Origin of the sequence: Lactobacillus sp. W8174, from assembly GCF_016100975.1 — a bacterium.
GTDB lineage: Bacteria > Bacillota > Bacilli > Lactobacillales > Lactobacillaceae > Lactobacillus > Lactobacillus juensis.
In genome coordinates, this window is the sequence record NZ_JACFRN010000001.1 from 545,049 (window position 1) to 569,270 (window position 24,222).

Consider the following 24,222-nt stretch of genomic DNA (forward strand, 5'->3'; position numbering starts at 1 on the left):
TTTTTCTCGCAGAAAAAAGGAGGAGACTCAGCCCCTCTTTTTCTAAAACTATAGATGATTTGAAAATGCAAAAGAAGTGCCACAAATGTGACACTTCTTTTGTGATATTTAAGCTGTAAATTCTAGAGTTTTTAATAATTAAAAGTTTGCTTTCTTAACGAACCTCCCTTTACTTAATGTGTAGTATTTTTTATGACCAATTTTGACTGGATTACCGTATGTATTCACGGATTTACGCTTCTTGAGTACTTTCTTGCCTAGACGATGACCATACTTATTGTATATATAAGCATTATGCTTCAGCTTTAATTTCTTGGCATCAATATTACCACTAGCTATATAAAGTCCATCAGGCAAAGCATAGTATTTCTGACCATTGATTGTCTTCTTACCAGTAGTTTCAACAACTGAACCTGCATTGAAGATCAGCTTATTTGCACGCCTGCCGTTTTCATCATAAAGGTAAGCATTATGCTTTAAGCTCTTAGCAACAGTGACAACAGGTTGTTCAGTAGTATTGGTATTCGTTGGCGCAACTTCTTCATTGGCTGATTTTGCAGAAGTTACTATCTTAACATTTGCGGCTTTGACGAAGCGGTTCTTACCAATAGTAAAGTATCTCTTACCACGGATCTTAACGACTGCGCCATAGGTATTTAGCAGTTGACCCTTCTTGTAAACGCCTGTCTTCTTAACTCGCTTGCCAAATTGATTGTAAATATAAGCATTGTGAGTCAATTTTTGCCTAGTAGCCAATACATTTGCTGTAGCAACAAAGTACTTCTTATTCTTAGCACCTTGATCAACTAAGACGTAGTATTCTTTACCATTGATCGTTTGTGTGCCATAAACAGTAACTATTGAACCAACACCTAAAGTGATCTGGTTAGCACGCTTGCCATTTTCATCATACAGGTATGCATTATGCATCAATTTGACTTGTGATGAATCAGACAAATCAACATCATCACCATTTTGAGGCTTGTCTTTACCTGCATCAACTGAGCCAGTTCCTGGTTTATTTCCAGGTCCTGGAGTTACTGTAGAACCGCCACCAGTGTTTCCACCGTTGCTAATGTTTTCATTGTTTCCACCATTACCATTATTATCGCCGCCGTGAATAACCTTATCAATTGTTGTTGGATCGGAGCTATCCTGATGAATGACATCTATACCGTTATCACGATTCTTGTCAATATCGTCTCCGCTACCAGCGTGATCTATCTTATCTTTGGCATTATCTTTTTGATGATCAATCTCATCCTTGATCTTTTGTTTTTCATCATTAGTTAAATCACTGCCATCTTGGTGCTTGCCCTTATTATTGTCGACATCTTTTTTGGCATTCTTAGCAGCATCATCAACGGCACCCTTAGCAATTTCTTTTTCGGCTTCAAGCTTATTCTTTTGAATTTCATCATAAGAATTGCCCTCCGTGTTTTTATGTTTATTAAAAGCATTTTGGATTGAAGAAGTATCAGCGTTATCACCAAATTCTTTATGAATTTTATCGATAGCTTCTATTGCTTTATCAGCAACTTCCTGATCAGCTTTCTTCTTGCTGGCATCAATTGCCTTATTGACCTCAACTTGAATATCACCTTTAGCTGTGTTAGCAGCCTTGTCAATATTAGTCTTCTTACCGGCAGGATCATCACTAGGAGCATTAACTTGATCAATTGCTTCGTTACCTTCTTTAACATGTTCATTAACATTATTAATGAGGTCCAACTTAGTTTGACTATCGATATCTTTATTATTGATAATCTCAGTTTTAGCCTTATCAGCAGCGTTCTTAATTTCTTCCTTAGCTTTGAGTTTGTTCAAAGCTGTAATGCCTTGATTGTATGCAGAACTAATATCCGGAATATTGTCAGCTTTGTTGATATCGGCAAGACCTGCAATTATATCTTTAATATAGTCTTGATAGTCTGAATTTGCTCTCTGGTCACTAGTTAATTTATCATATTCACTTTGTAAACCATTAGTGCCGACTGTAGCATTCTGTTTATCTTTAACAACCCATTCAGAAGAATTCTGCCAAATCTTATCAATGCTAGTTCCAACGTGATCCTTATCTTTCGGAACTGTATCAAGGTCAGTAATAGCTTCAATGTTTTTCTTTTCAGTATTATAAGCATCATCGATAGCTTGGTTAGCTTCCTGCTTTTCGGAATCGGTTAACTGAGATTTGTTAATGATATCATGAGCCTGATTCTGCTTTTCTTTCAAATAACCTTCTGCCTTGGTTTTAGCACCAGCAAGAGCTGCTTGATCAATAACACTTGAAGTACCAGGCATCTGTTCTCCAGTTGTAGGATCTTTATAGCCATTCTTGGCCTTATTAACTATAGCTGCAGCATCTTGTTTGACATCATCAGCGGTCCTGTCTTTACCATCTTTTTTATCAGGAATATTATTAACATCAGTCTTACTCTTGTCAATGATATCCTTGATCTTTTGTCTTTCAGCTTCTTGATCTGTTCCTGACAAGCCAGAATCTTCAATCTTCTTATTAGCTTGATCCTGGATATCTTGTAACTGCTTAATAGCATCTTGCTTAGCTTGATAGATATCCGCTCTGTTCTTAGCTACATCGTAAACATTATCTACGCCTGCTTGACCGAAGTTAAGTGCTTCATTATTTTCTGGAACACCCTGTTCGATATTAGCCAACTTCTTCTTTGCGGCTTCTAAGTCAGACTGAGTTGGGTTATCAGGTAATTTGACACTGCCAATCTTGTCTTTAGTGTTTTGCACTACTTGATCGAGCTGCTTTTGCAAATCAGCCTTTTGATCATTAGTTAAATTAGTAGCAACTGAACTAATATCACCTTTATTTTTGACATAGTCATCGATAGCTGCAATCTGCTTGTTCTTTTCAGCTAGCAGATCGCTTGGCAATTTAGCTTGGTCGATGGCCTTTTCTCCGGCTCCTTCAATATCATCTAAATTGTCAGTATCTTTAGCACCATAAATGTTGCTGGTTGCATTTTGCAAAGCAGTATTGATAGCACTTTCACCTTGACTAATTTCATTAGCATCAAGATTATTGCCTTGCAGACCCTTCTTTACAGTTTCTGCATAGCCCTTTAACTTATTGATAGCGTCATTCTTAGCTTCATAACGGTCAGTTAAGCCAGTAATCGCTTTTACACCATCTTGTGCAGCCGTATTCATAGCATTATTAGGGTCTTGTGCATCATTTTTAGCATTTTGAATGATTTGAGCAGCTTTATCACGTTCAGATTTGATCTGTTCTCTCATTTGCTCAGCCAGATCTTTATTGTCCTTAGCAATTCCGTCTGCCGCAGCAGAAGCCTTATTGACGGCATCTTGCAGCTGAGTTAAAGCATTGGTCAATGATTCTTCTTTACCAATATCAGTACTGATATTATTGAGATCATTGTTGTTCTGACTCTGGGCACCAGTCAAACTATCCTTATCTTTGGCTGAGTTTATCCTGGTCTCACCATCTTTACGAGCCTGATCAATTTTTTCTTTTAAATCATCATATTGGTCTTGACCCAGTTTCTTATCAGCTAGGTCTTGATCAATCTTTTGTTGTAGCTTGTCTGCAGCATTTTTCAGATCATTTTTTGCTGCAACTTTATCATTGGCAAGTTGAGTATCCTTGCCTGTCTGCTCAATACCGTTAATAGCATTTTGGCCTTCATCTTTAGCTTTATTGACTTCATCGGTATTTTTAGCCTGATCAATTTTGTCTTTGGCTTTGTCACGCTCGTTATTGATTGAATCCTTGTCGTTAGGATCATTTTTACCAGCATCAGATGCTGCTTGATCCAAATCTGATTTAGCCTTGTTTTTGGCAGCTTGCAGCTTAGCATCTGTCAATGCCTGATTAATGTTGACTAAGCCCGCATTCTTTTCGTTTTCAATTTGATCTTTAGACGCTCCGCTGACCTTAGCAACAGCACGATTATATGCGTCTACAGCTTGTTTTGTGAAAGCAGTCTTTTGATCGTCAGTTAAATCATTCAGTCTATTAATTTGATCACGAACTCCAGCAAGATCGTCCTTCCCGTCTAAAGTATCCTTTAGCTCTTGCAGTGCTTCATCCCGTTGATTTCTAATCTGATCAGCTTGCTGAGAGGCAGCAATATCAAGAATGTTTTGTATGCTTTGAATAGTGTTGCCTTTGATCTTATTAACAGTTGCAATATCACTGGCAGCATTAATGTCATTTTGACCAAGATTCGTAACAGCTTTGACTGCGTCCTGATCTTTCTTATTTGTTAATTGGGTATTTGCTTTAGTACTTGCTTCATTAATTGCAGTTATTGCGGCAGCTTTGGCAGCAGCTAAGTCTGCACCTGTTTCTGCCTTATTAATAGCAGCTATTGCATCTTTAGTATAGCCATCTACCTGATCTTTATTAGTAGCCTTCTTAACGTTTGCAATTGCTGTGGTGGAAGCCTGCTGAATAGCATTGTTGGCCTGATCAAATACGTCCTTAACTTTTGCCTTATCATCATCGTTAAGTCCATTATAAATTCCTTGCAAACGTGAAGTGGCATTAGCTGCAGCAGTAGAAATTTGATCAATTGTGCTGTTCTTATATCCTTCAAGGCCATTGCCTTTGGCAGCAGCCGCGTCAATTGCCAGTTCACCATTTTGTTCTGCAAGATTAGAAGCTGGGATATCTTCTTGCTTATCGACCTTATCGACATTAGCCTTCGCCTCATCACGAGCAGCTTTAATTCCAGCAATAGTGGAATCCTTCACAGCTTGAGTAATATCGGTTGAGTTGCTAATGCGATCAATAGCTTTTTGAGCATAATCATCAAGTTTTTGCTTGTTAATAACTTTATTAATGTTTAAATCACTGATGACATCATCAATAGCTGCTTTGCCTTGTTGAGCTGCTTGGGTAACTTGTTGGATAGAAGATGTACTTGCAGAGTTAATATTCTTGACTGCTTGATTGTATTGCTCGTCAACTTTAGCTCGTAAATCGTTCTTATTGGCACTTGTAACTTGATCCATATTGCCAATTTGCTCTCTAATTTTGCTTCTCTCAGTAAGCAAGTCATTTAGAGCTTGATCCTTGGCAGATTGCAAGTTTGCAGCTTCCTGAATCTCAGTCAGTTTCCTAGTGCCATTGGTAAGAGCAGTATCAATATCGTCTTTGCCTGCTGCTTGAATAGCCGACTGAGCATTATTAAAGGCATTTGAGATTTGGTTATAGTAATCGTTCTTTTCGGTAACGCTTAAATTAGGATCAGTAGTTATTTGGGTATTCGCATTATCGCGAGCTTCTTTTAGTTTATTAATAGCATCCTGACGCTGTTTTGCTAAAGCTTGTGTGGCTTCGTTATCCGAGATACTGTCAACTATACTTTGGATACTCTTTTTGCCTTTATCCGCATCATTATTAATATCTGAAACATTAAAGTCGCCCGTTACAGCCTGAACAGCTTGATCATAGGCATTGTCAATCTGGTCTAATTTATCTACCCAGTCTTTGTCGTTAAGTGATTCTTTATCATGAGCGGTAGAAATGGTCTCTCTGGCTTCATTCTTAGCAGTTTGTAAATCAGATATTGCTTTGGCACGTGCTGCAGAAACCAGAGCATCGTTCAAGTCCCTGGTAATATTGTTTTCACCGTCCTGAACAACAGATTTGATACTGTCTTCATCTTGAGCTGCAGCAATCTTATCTTTAGCTGATTGTGCATCCTGATCAATCAAATCTTCATAGTGCTTTTTGTTTGATTGACTGAGTTGACTGTCAGGTATGCTTTCAATCTTAGCTTTAGCAGCCTTTGCTGCATCATCAACTGCTTGTGAAGCTTTTGCCCGTGCATCTTTGATCACACTGTTACCCTTATTTTGGGCATCAGCGACTATACTGTCTATCTTTCCTTTGGCTGTTGTAACAGCATCATCAACCTTTGAAGGGTCAATGCTGTTTAAACCGTTAATACTGTCATCTGCAACTTTTTTAATTTGGTTATGATATGAATCCTTTTCGGCGTCACTGAGATTTGTTATAGCATCAATAGCTTTATCAGCATCCTGTTGTTTCTGCCTAATCTGTGCGGCAGCATCAGTTAGTTGATTATTGCGTTTACCTAACTCTTGCTGCTTAGTCAACAGATTGTTAAGAGCTGTAATACCATCATTTCTGGCTCCGTCAATTGCTGCAAGTGAATCAGCTTGATCAACCTTCTGAGTATATCCCAGTGGATTAGTATTATTACTTAAAATCTTCTGAGCCTGCGTTTTAGCATCATCAATATTCTGAGCAGTTAAACCAGGAATATTGCTGATTTGATTTTCAACATCTGCTTCAACATCGACTAACTTCTGCTTGGAGATTGCTTTAAGCACATTCTTTTTAGCAGTATCCTCTGCAGTTGCAACTGCATTAGAGTCAGCAGAATTATCAATACTTGCCAAACCGTCACTAATTGCTTTGGCGATAGTGGTGGTTGAATTAACCGACAGACTATCCTCGATAGTAACAGCATATCCTGAAACTTCAGACTTAGCAGCAGCCTTATCAAAAGCAGTTTGCGTTGCTGCTACTCTTTGATCGATACCTGTAACATCTGAGGTACCATAAATTGATTTATTAGCATCATAATTTGAATCACCCGGTTTGGCAGTAGCTACTTTAGCAGCATTATCAATTGCATTTAAGTAAGCTACTTGATCTGCAGGAGCAAGACCAGAATTTTGGACTCTCTTCTTAGCTGCTGCAGCTGCCTTATTAATAGCGTCTGCTTCCTGATTTGCGTAAACTTGTTTGATTGCTTCTAGACCATTTGAACCGTCAGGATCGTCACCATTGATGACTTTATGTACGGCATCATTTAAAGAATCCTGAATATCAGTCGTTTTGTCACTATGCTTGGCAATTTCATCTTTGGCTGCTGCCTGTAATTTCTTAATTGCAGCGATAGTATTCTTAAGAGCGTCAATGGTATCTTGAGCTTCTTTTTGGTGATTTTTGACTGAAGCTTCATTAGTATCTTTATCGATGTCACCTTGAGTAGCGACGATTGCATCCGGACGTTTCAACCTGTCAATTAAGCCATTGACTTCATCTTTTTCTGTATTATTCAGGTTAGCATCTTTAGCAAGGTCAGCTATATCAGATTTTACTTGACCGATTTGCTGGTTAAGACCTGTTTTCACGGTGTTCTTATAGTCAAGACCAATCTTGTCAATTGCCTTTATTCCGTCATCCTTAGCTTTAGCAACATCAGTACTATTTTGTGCTGCCTTAACTTGGCTAATTGCACTATCCCTAGCGCCATTAATTGTCTGCGATTGTGAAGGATAGTATCCAGCTTGCTTGCTTGCTTCGTTATTCAGAGCATTGATGGCACTAGTCCTATCAGTTTCAACTTGAGCCGAATTTTGTGCTGCTGTAATGGCATCATTAATAATCTTTAAAGCATCATTTTTGCGTTGATTTACTTTAGTAATTGAGTCTGCACTAGGGTCATAGACTGAAGTTGACTTGTTAGCACTATTAATGGTCTTGGAAGCAGCAGCAGCAGCCTGAGCCAGCGCATCATTAAATGCCTTATTCTGATCGGCGGTCAGATTATTTGGCTTATTCGTTTTAGCAGTATTAATTGCATCAGTAATTGCCTTAGCTGCTTGATCACGGACTTCACTCAAGGTCAAAATATCCAAATTCTGTCTGACAGGTTTTGAAGTATCAGTTGGATCATAGCCAATGAAGTTAGCACTAGGTGATAATTCAATACCATAATTTTTATTAAATTTGACAGTTTGATCTGCCGGAATGGTAAAGGTAAATGAACCATCATTGTTGACCTCAGCAGCATACTGGGTTGGCAGCGGATTTAGTGAGCTATTCTTAGAGTCTCTATACGTATCATCAGTTGCAGCATAAGGATTGGGAACTCCATGATTCTTATCATCCTTATCTGGCCACGGAATTTTTTTGCCCTTATCGTCAATAATATTGGCGGCAATATAAGCTTTAGTAGCTACCGGCATAACCAAACTAAACGGATTCTTAATGTTTTTTGGATCGCCTTTAAGGTCATCTGGACCATCTGTATCAGGGTTATAACCTATTACGCTTCCTGCAGCACCTGTAATAGTATTTGATCCATCGTCATTTCTCTTGACAGTCACCTTGCTAGTGTCAATATCCAGAAAGCCACTTGGGTTGGCAGGAATAAAGGCAATATTGTTATAGCCAAAGTTCTTACTATTATTGAAAGCTCTTTGAATAATATCAATAAAGAGATCGTCAAAAGTTTTATTGCCCTTAGCAGTTTCAGTTAAAGATTCTTTCACATCGGTTGGTAATTTATCATAATCAATACCAGCATTCGTTACATTGGTTATTAATTCCTGTAATTTTTCATTATTTAGAGGCATTTTCCCATTCAGCAACTCAAGTTTGTCTACAAGAATGGTTCCTCCCCGTTTTTTTCTAACATTTAAAACATGAAATGGCGGTAAAGTGACTTTGTCAATTCCAAGTCCCAAGCCAGTAAGATCAAATTGTTGCCGGACGTTAGTTATAGTAATGTTATTTGTACCAATAATACTGGTGTCAGGATTTTTGTTAGCCTGCGCATTCAGAATTAATGAAGTAGGGTTATTGACAATTAAGGTACCACCCTGAACGTCTACTAATGTAATAGCTCCTTTTCCGGCACCCGTCCCGGCACCTTTTCCAGGACCTGCAGGTTTGGAATCGTCAAGACTGATGTTAAAAGCACCGTTTTCAATATCTGCTTTACCCTTAACTAAAACTAATGTTCCGCTATAGTCACCCATATCGTTACCAGTGACATTCAAGGTCCCTTTTGGTCTAATTGTGAAATTACCAGCATCATAAATAAGGTTACCACTGTCTGCATCACTAATGTTACCGTTAGTAGTGACATTTACTGTACCATTAGTTCCAATATTAAAACTGGAGTCATTATCCTTTAAAAATATAGCCCTACATTTGTTGCTATTGCGACTACCTTGATATGGATGTGAAGTAGAGTTATCGCCCATAAAAATATTTATCGTACCCGAAACATCTACTTTGCCCTTACCTTTAATGTAAATGACGGAGAATGGATACCAATGTTCACCATATGTTCGAGAAGCGTCATAATTTACAAGGGGCGTGAGATTAACAACGGCACCTTGATCAACTTTAACAGAAACATTATCACCTGTCATTTCGATCATACTGCCACCATATGTTGAGCCATTAAATACACCATCTACAAATTCAACGCTGCAATTTTTGCCATTGAACTCAAATAATTGTTGGTCGTTAGACTCAGTTGGTCCACCATTATAAGGTGTTTTAATCGTATTTATATGATTTGTACCATAAAAGTAGATGTGAGTATTTGCTTGAGCATATATTAACTGTGAACCGTAATAATCAACATTTTTAAATCTAATATTGACATTAACATTTTGGGAACCTCCCGTTCCAGAAAGTCCATAAGTGGAAAGAACGCCCCAATAGTCTGCACTCCATAACTCTAAATTTTCATAAGTTATGTCTGTTGAATTTCTCTTATCACAATCAGGATGATTCTGCTTAAAATCAATTTTATATTTTGTAGTTCCTGCGGATTTGATTAATAATTTCCTTCCCGGAACTGTAGCTAAAGTAGTATGCCAGCCATTACTGTCGGCAGAAATGTTATTCATGATATCGATTTCGCTGACGCTTGCATCACTATAAGCATTTTTTAGCTGTGTCCAATTTGTGACCTTTGCAACTGTACCAGTAGTAGCATCCCTCTTAGCATCTTTATCGACTAATGTGGGAGTCTGAGAATCAGTTTTTCCAGCACTATTTGTTTTTGAATTATCCTGATCTGTTGCACCATCAGCTTTAGCTGGATCCTTTGTGGCACTTTGATCCTTATCAGGAGTCTTTGCATTGTTATCAGCAGTATTCTCCTTGTCTTTTTGACCATCAGTCTTGGAATCAGTAGTTTTAGCTGTAGAATCCTTGGTAGAAGTGGTTGAATTTTCAGTATCCGTACTCTTTAAAAAAGAACTCAGACCGGAAAATGTACTTAAATTAGCATCTTCCTTCTTCGAACTCGTTTGTTTATTTGCGTTTGCAGAATCTGCTTTGTCTGCAGTCTGATCAGATTCAGTCTGGGACTTATTCGTTTCAGAACTAATTTCTTCCTTTGCAGGATCAATAGTGTCAGCCTTGGCAGTCTGGCTATTCAGGCCAAAGAATGTAAAACCAAGCAAAACAGAAGCAGCACCAATTGTCAATTTTCTAATTGAGAAGTGGTCCTGCTTTGCCTGCATTTCCATTTTACGAATTCTTTCCTTATTGTTGTTTTTACCTAACATAAATTAATCCTTTCTCAAAAATCATATTTACAGCAATATTCTAGTTCCAGGCATTTTTATTGTCAATATAGTATTTGATATTTACTTGTTGCAAATAACTTATATTTAAAAAATAAACTATTTAATTTATAAAATAACTTATATTTTATTATAAAATACACTTATATCATATTTAATTAGGATATAAAATAACATTAATAAGTTTTAAAAAAACAATAATTTTTGAATATTTATGTATATAAGAAATATTTCCAATAATTAATCTTTTCATATATTTTTATATACTATACAGTAGTTAAAACACTTTTTACTATATATGAATATTTTTATAAACCTTATACTAACTTGATTTGTGGGATTAATTTTAATATTTGAAAAAACACTATATAAAAGAATAGTTATATACTATGAGTTTTAAAAAAGCGCAAAAAAAGTGCCGGAAAATGTTAGAAATAACATTTTCCGGCACTTTATTTAAGCTATTTCAATTTAAAAGTTAGCTTTTTTAACGAAACGTCCTTTTGAAATAATGAAATATCTCTTGCCGTTTATCTTGACTGAATTACCATAAGTCTTAACTGACTTACGTTTCTTCAATACTTTCTTGTTTGCACGATGACCATATTGGTTGTAAACATAGGCATTGTGCTTTAACTTCAACTTCTTGGCATCGATATTGCCGGCTGCAATAAACATACCATCTGGAAGTTCGTAGCAAACCTTACCGTTGACTGTCTTCTTACCAACAGTTCCAACTTGAGAACCTGCTTGGAAGATCAACTTGTTAGCACGGTTACCATTCTTATCATAGAGGTAAGCATTGTGCATCAAAGTCTTTTCAACAGTAACTTGAGGCTTTTCAGCAACTGCACTGGTTGGAACTACTTCAGCCTTTGCAGTACCTACAGCTACGACACCTTTAGCAAAATTAGCAGCTTTAACAAAGCGATTCTTGCCAATGATGAAGTACTTCTTGCCACGAATCTTGACAACTGCACCAAAGGTCTTAATTAGTTTGCCCTTCTTGTATACACCAGTCTTCTTTACCCGTTTGCCAAATTGATTGTAAATATATGCATTATGCTTCAGCTTACGAGTTGAGTGATCAATGTTACCAGCAGCAACATAGTAGACCTTGTTCTTAGCACCTTTATCAACAAGGATGTAGTAGACTTTACCATTGATGGTCTTAGTACCATAAGTAGTCAAGACTGAACCAGCTCCAAGAGTAATCTTGTTAGCACGTTTACCAGTTTCATCATAGAGGTAAGCATTGTGCATCAGAGTTACATCTGAAGGGTCGCCAATAACACCTTTTCCACCATCATCCTTATTCGTGTTAGAAGTGTTGTCTACAGTTGGGTTCTTTGCTGGTATTACTGGTTGAATTGGAGTAGCTATTCCACCACCATTATTGTTGTTATCACCATGAAGAATCTTATCGATTGTAGAAGTGTCAGAGCAATCTTGGTGGATTTGGTGGATGCCATTATCACGAATATTATCAATATCAGTTACATTCTCAGCTTTATCGATCTTATCCTTGGCATCTTTAGCGTCCTTATCAATCTGCTCATTAATCTTATTCTTATCAGCATCAGTGTAATCAGTGCCGTCGTCATGCTTCAGATGGTTGACTTTATCTTTAGCAATATCAACTGCATCGTCAATTGCGCCTTTAGAAATTTCCTTATCAGCGTTGGTCTTATCAGAGTTGATACCATCTTGCGATGAACTATGAACATGCTTGTTCTTTTCATAAGCATCATCAGTCTTAGGCGTCTTGCTGTCATCACCAAACTCATTGTGAATCGTATCTACCGCATCACTATGGTTCTGGGAAATTTCGCTGTTAGCGTGAGAAACATTCGGATCACTTTCAGCATCAGCATCATTAATTACAACATTGATATCATTATGAGCATCTTTGTTAATCTGATCAATCTTATCTTGGTTAGATGCGGCTGTACCATTAGAAGAATCGATCTGGTTGAGCTTGTCCTTGGTGTCTTCAACAACCTTATCAACGTCACCCTTTAGACGATCCTTGGTATTTTCATCCAACTTATCATTCTTATCAATCTTATCTTTAGCCGTATTAGCTTCGTTCTTAACTTTTTGAAGAGCATTCAACTTATTAAGAGAAGTCATACCCTTGTCGTAAGCTGAACTTGCATCCTTAATGTTCTCAGCTTTATTAATTGCTGCAATAGCATTATTAATATCGTCGAGGTAGTCTTTGTAATCAGGATCAGCCTTTTGACCAGAGGTTAATTTATTAAGACCAGCTTGTAAACCAGCTACATCGTCTTTACCTGACAAAGCATTCTTTTGTTCATCATCGAACCATTCACTAGGTTTAGTGCAGATATCATTGATTGCTTTACCAATCTCGTCCTTATTAGTTGGAACATCCTTAATGTTAGTCTTACCATCAATTTCAGACTTCTCATCGGTAAAGGCCTTATCAATTGCTTCAGTGGCTTTTTGCTTCTGATCTGCAGTTAACTGTGAGCCCTTAATAATATCATGAGCTTGAGCACGTTTATCATTAAGTATGGTTTCAGCTGTTGTCTGAGCACCCTTAAGTTTAGCGTTATCGACAATATTGTTAATTCCTGGTACTTCTTTACCATCATTGTCTTGATCTTTAAAGCCATCAACAGTATTGTTAATAATTGTTTCAGCTTCTTCTTTTACCTGCTCAGGAGTCTTAACATTACCGTTATCATCTGTGTCAGAGATATTAATAATCTGATCCTTAGCTTTATCAACGAGCTTTTGTACTTGATCCTTCAAAGGTCCTTGATCAGCAGGAGACATGCCAGAGTTTTCGATATCGTTATTGGCATCTTTCTCTTTCTGCTCAAGTTCAGCAATTGCGTCATTCTTAGCCTTAATAATATCGGCTTTTTGCTGAGCAAGTTTCGTAACTTTGTCAATTCCAGCTTCACCAAAGTCAACTGTTTCGTTACTTTCAGCAACACCTTTTTCAGCCTTATCAACCTTGTCCTTAGCTTTGTCAAAGTTATCTTGGCTTGCGCCTTCAGCTAAAGTAACACCATTAATCTTAGAAATAGCCTTTTTCTTGGCAGCTTCAACTTGCGCCTTAAGTTCTGCGATAGTGTCAGCTGGTAGACCATCCTTATTCTGATCGGTTTGAGCAAATTTATCAATATCACTTTCAGCAGCAGTAGCATACTTGTTGATAGCATCAATCTGTTTGTTCTTTTCTGCAAGAAGCTTAGTTGGTAATTTAGCTAATTCAACAGCGTGTTCGGCATCCTTTTCAATTTTATCTAGATCATCGTCAGCAGATGCTTGATAAATATTGCTAATTCCATTTTGAACTGCATTGTCGATATCAGTTTCACCTTGAGCAAGTTCGTTTTCATCAAGGACATCATTGCCATTTTCATCCGTCTTAAGTTTGTTAAGGTCATCCTTAGCTTTATTAGCAGCATCCTTCAAAGTCTTGATGTGGTCAACCTTATTGCCGTAATTATCAGTCAGACCGGTAATAGCGTTGACACCGTCTTGCGCAGCATTTTCAATTGCTTTTATTGGATCTTTAGCATCATTTTGAGCATTTTGAATGTTCTTAGCTGCTTTAGCACGCTCTTTTTCGATTGCGTCCTTCATTTGTTTAGCAAGATCTTTATCATTCTTGCTTAGTTCGTCAGCTTTTCCATTAGCTACGTTAACTGCATCTGTTAGCTTGCCCAAAGCCTTGTTAACGGCTTCCGTCTTTTCTACATCTGAAGTGATTTCGTTTAAAGCATTATTACCATCATTTTGGGCTTTGTTAATAGTAGTTGGATCTCCAGCTTGGGAAATAGCTCCTTTGGCTTTATCAACAGCCTCTGTTACCTTATCCTTAAGAGCTTTGGCTTGATCGTGATTTAACTTACCATCTTTTTCATCTTTATCTATACGATCGTTGATCTTATCGGCAGCAGTCTGAATTTTGTCTTTAGCAGTTTGCTTGTCTTTAGCTATCTCTTTATCAGTATCTGTACCATTGTCACCGTTGTCACCGTGATGATTGATTTCTTTATTGATATCATCTTTACCATTTTGTTGAGCATTGTTGATATCGTCAGGCGTTTCGGCATGATCAATCTTGTCTTTAGTATTGTCACGATCTTTGTTGATATTAATAATAATATTATCTTTATCATCTTTACTAATAGTATTGTCTTTATTAACTTGATCAATGGCATCATCGGCAGTCTTGTCAACGTCTGCTTTAGCAACATTCTTAGCAACTTGTAGTTTCGCATCTGAAAGAGCTTTATCAATATTATTCTTGCCAGTGACTTTTTCAGAATTGATTTGATCTTCAGTAGCACCTTCAATTCTGATATGTGCTCTATCGTGAGCAGCTTGAGCTTGATCTTTAAATTGCTTCTTTTGATCAGAAGTTAGATCAGTCAGTTTGTCAATAGCAGAGTCAATATCGGCAAGTTCTTGAGCAAGTTCCTTATTAGCAGCATTCTTTTTATCCCAGAGAGCATTATCTTTATCTGTATCACCAGTACCAGAATCTTTGATGTTCTTAATGCTGTTAAGAGCATTATCTTTGATGTCAAGTACTGTTGAACTGGTAGTTGCCGCATTAATATCCGCAATTCCCAAGTTAGCAACATCATCAACACCGTCTTTGTCTCTCTTGTTGGTCAATTTATCCTTAGCGGCTTGAGCGGCATCCTTAACAGCTTGAACAGCGACGACTTTGGTTATTGCTACGTTAGCCGTGTCACCAGCTGAGTTAATTGAATTGATGGCATCGTTGGTTAAGTCACTGATAGCACCTTTGTCATAGGCATTATCAATTGCAGACTCAGCTTGTTCAGCAAGTGCCGGAATATCTTTAACAGCTTTATCGTATGCATCCTTAGCTTGCTTCTTTTCATCGTCAGTTAAAGTATCATATGCATCCTTTAAGTTCTGTAAAGCTTTGTCTCTGGCACCATTAATTTTGGCCTTTGCTTCTCCTTTGGCATTGTCCATATCAGCTTTATTAGCCTTAGCTTCGGCTTGTAAGATACTGGTTTCACCGTCTTTTTCAGCTTTATTAGCATCTTCAACTGTAAGTTGCTGGCCAACTAATGCTTGAGCATCATCACGAGCTTTTTGAATATTTGTAGTGGCTGCACTCTTGTCAGCATCTGACATAGTTGAACTATTGATACGGTCAATTGCTTTTTGAGCATAGTCATTTAACTTTTGCTTATCGTCTGATATTGTCTTGTCTAAGCCCTTTGCTTTGCCCAGGATATTCTCCATATTGGTAATCCCGGCATCACTTTGAGAATTAATCTTAGCAACAGTATTAGAAGTTGGGTCTTTAACTTTCTTGACAGCATCGTTATATGCATTTTGCAGGTCAGTCTTAATACCAGCTTTACCAGCGGTACTGATATTGCCTAAGCCGTCAATAGCTGCATTATCTGTATTGAATTCATGTTGTAAGTCAGTTAGAGCTTTATCTCTAGCGGATTGTAAGTCAGCATTATTTCTAATGTCGTTTAAGTCTTCAATACCTGCATTGTGAGCTGAGTTAACAGTATTCTTATCAGCAGCGCTAACAGCTTGCTTAGCATTATTTAAAGTAGAAGAAATCTGGTCATAGTAGTTATTCTTTTCAGTGTTAGACAAGTTAGGATCTGCTTGAATATGGTCATGCAGAGCTTGAGCTTGATCTTCCAAATCTGCGATCGCTTTATTCTTATCTGCTGCTAATTTTGCTTTGTCTTTATCTTGAGAAACGCTGTCAGCAACTGCATTCATAGCATTGATACCAGTGTTCTTGTCAGTAACAACATCTGCTGGAGTATGGTCATTAGATACAGCAGTTATTGCAGTGGTGTAGGCATTATCAATAGCATCAAGAGCTTTTTCCCAGTCATCGTCAGGAAGTGTACCATTCTTATGAGCTTCATTAACAATTCCCTTGTCATCAGTCTTTGCCTTATTCAATTCTGCAATTGCTTGTGCTTTAGCAGCTGTAACTTGGCCTAAAACAAGGTCACCGTTGATGTTGCTTTCACCGTCTTTTTCAGCAGTATCAATATCATCTTTGTTACTTGCTGAGTTGATGGCATTAGTTGCGGAAGCAGCATGCTTATCAATCAAATCTTTGTAGTATTGCTTGTTACTTGGGCTGAGGTACTTGTCATCAATCTGGTCAATAGCATCCTTAGCATTTGTAGCTGCATCTTGCAATGCTTTAAGTTGAGAGCTCTTCTCCTTATTAAGACCTGCTAAATCTTTGCTTGAAGCAGTGGCCTTAACACTATTAATCTTGTCAATTGCTGCCTGTTTATCAGCTGTGATCTTAGCAGGGTCAGTATCTTTATTGACATTGTCAACACCCTCAGTAGCATCGTCTTTAATAGTGTTAATTAATGAGTTTCTATCCTCATCAGATAAGTTAGGATATTTGGTTTTATCATTAATCTCTTTGATAGCATTGTCTCTTGCCTGATTAATAGCGTTGATAGCATCGTTCTTGTTACCAAGTGAAGACTTATTTATCAGTAAGTTGTTTAAAGCGTCGATACCATCTTTAGTGGCAGTATTGACATCTTCAAGAGTGTTAGTCTTAGGATCATCAATCTGGTCCTTGTAACCAGTCTTGTTGTCATTAGTTAGTAAATCCTTAGCTGCTTGCTTAGCTTTTTCAATATCATTAGCAGTTAAGCCCTTAACTTTTTCAAGTTTACTTTCAACATCTTTTTCAGCTTGATCAAGTTGTTTCTTAGCAGATTCCTTGTAAGCAGCTAAAATAGCTTCCTTTCCGTTAGTAATATCAGTACCAATGTCGCTTGCTGCGGTGTGACCAGCTATAGCATCTTTAGCCGCCTTAGCAGCATCATCAATACCAGCATCTGAATCAACACCAAGGTTACTCTTAGCTTCATCAGCATAATCTTGAACTTGATTCTTAGCAGAGTCCTTGAAATTGTTCCCTATTTTTGTCTTACCATCACTTAAGTTGTCGGTAACCATTTTAATGGAACTTGACTGACCAATTAGACTGCTTGCATTATCAAGAGCTTGGTCAATATTAGAGTCAGATTCTACACCAAGTGCTCCTTTATCGGTCTTAGCAATATCAGTAAGCTGTTTCTTAGCAGCCGTCTTATAGTTGTTTAGGACATTGGTCTGACCATTAGTCATATCGTTCTTGATATCATCAAAATCAGTGTGACTATCAATAGCATCTTCAGCAGCTTTAACGGCTTTATCAATGTCTGTGTTGGATTCAACTCCAAGACCACCCCTGGCAGCTTTAGCATCATTTTCAACTTTAGCTTTAGCTGAAGCCTTTAGTTTGCCTAATATATCATCCTTAGCATGCTGTTCAGTAGCATCTATATCAGTAGCATTGTCAATAGCCTTAAGTTGAGCAGACAAAGCTGGATCAATAACATCATCTGGTGAAGAAATGCCTAAAGCATTCTTTCCCTTTTCAGTATAACCAGCTACTTCGGCTTTTGCTGCTTCTCTATTAACTAGGTCATTAAATGCTTGTTGAATATTTGTAATGGCAGTTGCTGAATTGTCAGGATTATAAATTGAATTCTTGTTAGTCGAAGGATTTTGCAGAGCAACATTCTCAGCGCTATTAATGGCGTCAATGTATTGTGCTTGTTCCGATTCAGTTAAGCCTGACCTATTCACACGACCTCTTGCTTCTTGTGCAGCATTACTAATGTTAGTTTTTGCTTTTGTTTGAGTATCCTTAATAGCATTAGCCTTTTCAGAAGCTTCTTTTGCTTTTTCATAAGCTTGTTTAAGTTTACTTAAAGCATTATTTTTACGGTCGTTAACTGTCTTAATATCGTTAACATCACTTGCATAAATGGAAGTATCTTTTTCACCTGGTTTAGCAATTGCAGCTTCACCGGCAGCTATTGCATTATTTAGTTGTGTTCTTTCATCATCCGTTAAAGTAAGTTGTTCACTTTGAATTTCCTTTAATTTATTTTGAATTTCTTGTGCAGCAGTATTTTGAGCAACTTGCAGAACATCTTTTATTATTGGACGATAATCTGGTGAGTTTGTATCTTTTATTTGCAAAGCCAGTGGATTATATTGAACGAAGTTAGCATCTGGATATAATGTAATCTTATAGTTTTTCCTTAGGGCATCTGTATCAGCCTTTGGCATAGTAAATTCAAAAGTACCATCCTCTTTAACCTCTGCAGCGAAATCATGCTGTAATGGCCTTAGAGATTTATCTGAATAGGTATCGTCTGTTGCTGCATACGGGCTAGGAATTTTCGATTCAGGTGTCCAAACCTTTTCATTTCCGCTCGGGTCCTTAATAAATGCCTGAACATAAGCTTTAGTACCACCAGGAAGAATTAAACCAAATATTCCATCACTACTTTCACCATCAGTTTCTTCTTTGTAATTCAATACACGTCCACTAATTGTACTAGAACCATCAGAATTGTATGTTACATGAACCGAATCAGGATCAATATCTAAGAAACCATCTGGGTTAGCTGGTCCAAAAGCGATATTGTTGTATCCAGGATATTTTGCATCAGAGAAAGCAGTAGTAATAACTTCTTTGAAAATATCATCATATTTTTTATTACGCCAGCCTGGTATCTTTGCTTGAACATCTTTGTAATTATCTAATATTTTTTTAATTTCAGAATAATTTGGAATATCCTTACCATGTTCATCTTTTCCAGTAAGTAGTTTAGCTAGTGTCGTATCATCTAAAGTTGTCTTTCCATTCAATAGTTCCAGATTGAGAACGTTCATATTGATACCATTGGATGTTGTTCCACTATTTTGAACTTGCAAAACATGGAAAGGAGGCAAAGTAAGGTTTTCGTTTGGTTTTGTTGCACCAGGTGGTGTTAATATTTGCCGAACGTTAGTTATTGTAATCTTATTTTGACCAATGATACTTGTGCCTGATGCAGTATTTAAATGACAATCCAAGACTAATGAATAAGGATTATTAACAATTAAGTTTCCTGGTGCATCAACTAGAGTTATTTTCCCTGTTCCTGCACCATAGATTTGAGCATCTTTATTTTGAGCACTAGTTGGATCGTTTTTATCATAAGGATGGTTTGGATCTGCTTCTAGTCTGATTTCGAAAGTACCGTTTTCAATATCAGCCACATTATTGATATAAACCAAAGTACCACTATAATCACCCATATGTTTACCAGTAATTATTAATTTACCATTAGGCTTAACAGTAAAATTACCACCGTCATAAATCAGGTTGTTACCATTATTGCCTGAAATATCACCGTTTGTTGTAACATTAACGGAACCACCGTTTTCAACAGTAAACTGAGCAGATGAGTCATTTAATCTGATGGCTTTAGCTCTATTTCTATCAAGTGTTCCTTGATATGCGTTATCTCCTTTCTCAATTCCGACGTTAATATTTAATTTACCTTTAACATCAACTGTTCCGGCACCTGAAATATATATTGCGTGAACTGTAGATGTATTTTCTGCTGGATCATTTCCTAATGAGCCGTCTGAATTATGTCTTGGATTTAAGGTTACTTTTGCGCCTTTTTCGACTGTGACGTTGCAATTACTGCCCCGCATTTCGATAACGTTACCACCAAATGTCGTACCAGTAAAGTCACCTTCAAAATTGATACTATTATTACTACCTCCAAATTCAAATAGTTGTTGGTTATCGCTACTGCTTGCTCCCCCAGTTTTATACGGAGTATGGATTGTTTCAGCAGTATTAGTTCCTTTAAACGTAATATGAGTATCCGAAGCAGAGTGAACCATTTGAGAACCATGAAATTCAATATTTTCAAATGTCAGATTAGAAACACCAACTTTATCTCCACTATTATCATGAGGCTTATTTGAACTACTATTGCGGTCAGTCATAATAATGCCCCAATAATCGGCGCTCCAAAGTTCGAGGTTACTATACGTTAAGTTAGTAACTTCGGAACTATTATTTCTAATTCTGGGGTGCCAACCGTTAAAGTCTACTTTGTATTTATTCTTACTACCATCGGCATCATAAGATTTTATCAATAAAGTTCTACCATATACGTCTAATCCGTTCTGACCTGATACCTTATCACCTACGATATTATTCATGATATCTATTTCAGAAATACGTTTAGTCTCATCAGGGTTTTGTGCATCTTTATCAAAACACTCTTTATTATCAAGAGCGTAAACAAGCTGATTCCAATTATAAACATGTGCAACCCCATTTATAACAGTTGGAGTGTCACCAGTTTTATCGTCAAGAATCGTATCATCAAATGCTAATTTCTTAGATTCATTAACTTTTGAATCTTGAGTAGTATCAGTATCTTTATCTGAATTAGTATCACCAGCTACATCAGTTGGCAACTTAGTATTGTCAGAGTTGTGATCATCTGAACTAGTTATATCAGTTGGAGTTTTGGCAGTAGTGGTATCTTGATTGCCTTCATCTGATCCGGTTACAGGAGTAGTTGCACTATTGCCAGTTGAATTAGCTGTAGTGGTTTCCTGCTTATCTTTATCTACAGTATTCTTATGAGCTTTATCTTTAGCAGTATCAGCCTTGTCCTTAGCTGCAGTATCTTTCACCTCACTAGCCTTTGAGTCTTTTAAGAACGAACTCAAGCCTGAAAAAGTTGACAAGTCTGTTTCTGTCCTCTTTTTAGAAGCAGTGGCCTCAACCTTAGTTGTATCCTTAGTACTTGTTTCCTTAGTTTCAGTAGTAGAGTTGTCCTTATTAGACTCCTCACTTACTTGTTGTGCAGGTTCAACAGTGTCGGCTTTTACGCTTTGGCTATTCAAGCCAAAGAAGGTGAAACCTAACAAAACAGAAGCAGCACCAATACTCAATTTACGTATTGAGAAATGATCCTGCTTGTCCTGCATCTCCATCTTTCTTAATCTTTCATTGTAATTATTTTTACCTAGCATATTTATCCTTCCTAAAAAGTATGTATGATTAGTATGTTCGAATACTATTTTAGGATTGATAATAGCAATTGTCAATATAATATCTAAGTCAAATATAGTATTTATAAATAACCATACTATAAAAATGGATAAATTTTAAAAATTAAAAAACGTTATAAACATTAAAAATTTTATTAAGCTGTAACTTTTTATACTAAAAATAACATTATGAAGAACATAAAAATTGACTTTTATTTCCTTTTCTGAAACAAATAATTAGTATAAATAATTTAGTGAAATTAATAACTATGTTTTTTTGAATAAGTTAAAACGCTAAAAAGCACTTGGCAACAACTGCAATTTCGTTATTCAAATGGGATCTGGAAAATAATAAAATATTTTTCTTTTCTTAACTGGGAAAAACATAAAAATTGCTTGGTTTGAATTAATCTCTAATGTTCGATAACAAATTTATTTTTTTAACTTGAAAAATTTGTAATAAAAAACTTGCTTTTGTAATATATTTGTACAATTTTTGCGACTATAACAAAGAGCTAGCAAAAAAATAGCATTAAATATATAGCACTGATTTTGGACAAATAAAATATTTTATTTTTGTTGAAACAGATATTTAGTTTCTATCTTGACAAAAGTTATGATGCTTAGTACTATAATAATTGATCTGAGTCGATCGAATAGCTTAATTGTATAAGGTTGACCGGTCAAACATAAGACATGCGAGATAGTAAATAACTTTCGAATCGGAAGACTATCTTTTGCGATAGGATCCACATTCGTTGCGATACATCTCATTTTTTGAACACTGCGGGTTCAACAAGCATTGTTTTGCTATGTTTCGATGACTCGGATTTCTTGAGAATATTAGGAAACGGTCTGCGGACCGTTTTTTTGTTTGGAGATTTTATGGCTATAAAAGTTGTTATCACTATATATCTTGCAATATTACTTTTGACTGCCTTTTATTTATGGCATAATCGCCACAGTCATTTTTTAATCTATGATAGTAAAAACATTTCTAACTTCAGTTCTATAATGTCCTGGACTGCGATTATCTTGGGTTTAGAAACTTTATTGGGTCTAGTTTTAGTATTTCAGGCAAATAAGTATCTTAATTTAATTACCCTAGCTCTCAGCAGCATCACGATTTTAATTTTTAGTCTTTTACTTAATCAAAAGGGTGATTAATTGCACTAAAATTTGGTAAAATAGTGGTAAGAGAGGTGTTTTAAATGATGAAACAATATCACCGTATTCAAGTCGCAGTTGACGGCTCCAAGGAAGCCGACTTAGCTTTTAAGAAGGCTATCTCTGCTGCTAAACGGAATGATGCTGCATTGGAAATTCTGCATGTCATTGATACCAGATCTTTCCAAAATGTTTCTAGCTTTGATTCAGAGATGGTTGAGCAAGTATCAAATGATGCTAAGGAAAAATTGCAGAATTACTACAAGCAAGCTTCGGAAGCTGGCGTCAAGGAAGTTCACTATTCAATTGAATTTGGGGCTCCCAAGGCAATCATTGCCCACCAATTTCCTAAAAAGCACCAAATTGATTTAATCGTATTAGGAGCTACAGGCCTGAACGCTGTTGAGCGCATATTAATCGGCAGCGTGACAGAATATGTTACCAGAACTGCTGATTGTGATGTCTTAGTCTGTCGTTCAAACGAAAACTTAACCAAGTAAAAAAGAGCATTTCATCGCTGAAATGCTTTTTTTGTGTGTTATTAAATTTTTAGAAATCGCCTGCTTGGCTGAACATGTAGTCTTTATTATGAAACTTCATGGACAAAATCATCCCAATACCAATCATATTTCCAATTAGGGCTGAACCACCCTGAGAAATAAACGGCAATGGAATACCTGTAAGCGGCAATAGATCAATACTCATGCCTATGTTTTCAAACACATGGAAAAGTATCATCATAATTACGCCGGTTGAGACATAAGAATAAAAGGCGTTTTTAGTATCGAATGTGATACGAACCATCTGCACAATTAAGTATAAGTAAAGCAGAATGACGGCTACACTACCAACAAAGCCGAATGATTCACCAATTACTGAATAAACCATGTCAGAGCCCCGCACTGGTACGTAAACACTCAGCTTGCCAAAGCCATTGCCAAAAATTTGTCCAGAACCAATCGACTGCATACTTTGCCACAATTGATAGGCAGCTTTGGAAGTATCAGTAGATGGATTCAGCCAAGACATAATACGTCTGAACTGGTATGGCTGGAAAAAGTGACTTAAAATTGATTGTCCTCCGGGCGTGGTAACCATGTAAATGACCACAACTCCCAAGACAAAAACTGCCGCAAACATTGGTGCAATTATCTTCCAGGAAATACCGGAAACCAGCACCACGCCACCAACAATTGCAATGAAGACCAGCATCGTACCGAAGTCATTTTGCAATTTTAACAGTATGGCAATCGGTAACAGCCAAGCTAGCATTTTACCGATTAAAATCCAGTCATTTTTGATAGTATGAGCAAACTTATCGTTATGTTCACGCACGACCCGCGCCAGCATTAATATAAAGGCTGGTTTCATGACTTCAGATGGCTGAAAAGAAATTGGCCCGAGCTTAAACCAGCTTTTGGCACCGGCATCTGCAGCAATACTACGATTATAAAAGAACAAAACCGCAATCAAGAGCAAGATGCCAAGTCCATAAACATACGGCGCGATGCGGAAAAGTTGCTCAGCATCAAACTGAATTACAAACACAACGATGGCCACCGAAATAATATACCAAAGTCCTTGCATTGCCACAGCTTTAACCGGGCTACCCATGTGACTGGGATCGTCAACCGCCGCAAAATAAATGGAATAAAGGCCCACTGCTGCCAGCAGCAACACAGGGACAACAATATTCCAAGCAATGCGATCAAAAAGACTAGATTTATTTTGTATTTTGACCATTAA

The 24,222-nt window shown here is 37.0% G+C and carries 6 protein-coding genes and 1 pseudogene; 3 read left to right on the forward strand and 4 right to left on the reverse strand.

The features are described from left to right. Positions 1-138: 138 nt before the first annotated feature. Together H3U49_RS02610 and H3U49_RS09995 are read right to left on the reverse strand one after the other, a co-directional pair. Positions 139-10,347, reverse strand: a complete 10,209-nt coding sequence (locus tag H3U49_RS02610; RefSeq protein ID WP_198179406.1) for an SLAP domain-containing protein — start codon at positions 10,345-10,347, stop codon at positions 139-141. A 489-nt stretch (positions 10,348-10,836) separates the two neighbouring features. Next, positions 10,837-16,140, reverse strand: a complete 5,304-nt coding sequence (locus H3U49_RS09995) for an SLAP domain-containing protein (RefSeq protein WP_370466781.1) — start codon at positions 16,138-16,140, stop codon at positions 10,837-10,839. Positions 16,141-16,522: 382 nt separating this feature from the next. On the opposite strand from H3U49_RS09995, the gene H3U49_RS10000 reads away from it, so the two are divergent. Next, a complete protein-coding gene (locus tag H3U49_RS10000) occupies positions 16,523-16,588 on the forward strand; it encodes a variable surface lipoprotein (RefSeq protein WP_370466783.1) in 66 nt (21 codons plus the stop codon). A gap of 56 nt (positions 16,589-16,644) precedes the next feature. Here H3U49_RS10000 and H3U49_RS10005 read toward each other — a convergent pair. Next, positions 16,645-21,291: pseudogene (locus tag H3U49_RS10005) on the reverse strand (YSIRK-type signal peptide-containing protein); the annotation flags it as partial. A 903-nt stretch (positions 21,292-22,194) separates the two neighbouring features. Here H3U49_RS10005 and H3U49_RS02620 point away from each other — a divergent pair. Both H3U49_RS02620 and H3U49_RS02625 read left to right on the forward strand, forming a co-directional pair. Then, positions 22,195-22,476 (forward strand): hypothetical protein, encoded by a 282-nt coding sequence (locus tag H3U49_RS02620; protein WP_046331989.1) that lies wholly within the window; start codon positions 22,195-22,197, stop codon positions 22,474-22,476. Positions 22,477-22,520: 44 nt separating this feature from the next. Beyond that, positions 22,521-22,976, forward strand: a complete 456-nt coding sequence (locus tag H3U49_RS02625; protein WP_198179410.1) for a universal stress protein — start codon at positions 22,521-22,523, stop codon at positions 22,974-22,976. A 49-nt stretch (positions 22,977-23,025) separates the two neighbouring features. On the opposite strand, the gene H3U49_RS02630 is transcribed toward H3U49_RS02625, so the two are convergent. Continuing rightward, positions 23,026-24,219 carry an FtsW/RodA/SpoVE family cell cycle protein gene (locus tag H3U49_RS02630; protein WP_198179412.1) on the reverse strand — a complete coding sequence of 398 codons (1,194 nt, stop codon included), beginning with the start codon at positions 24,217-24,219 and terminating at the stop codon, positions 23,026-23,028. Between the last annotated feature and the right edge of the window lie 3 nt (positions 24,220-24,222).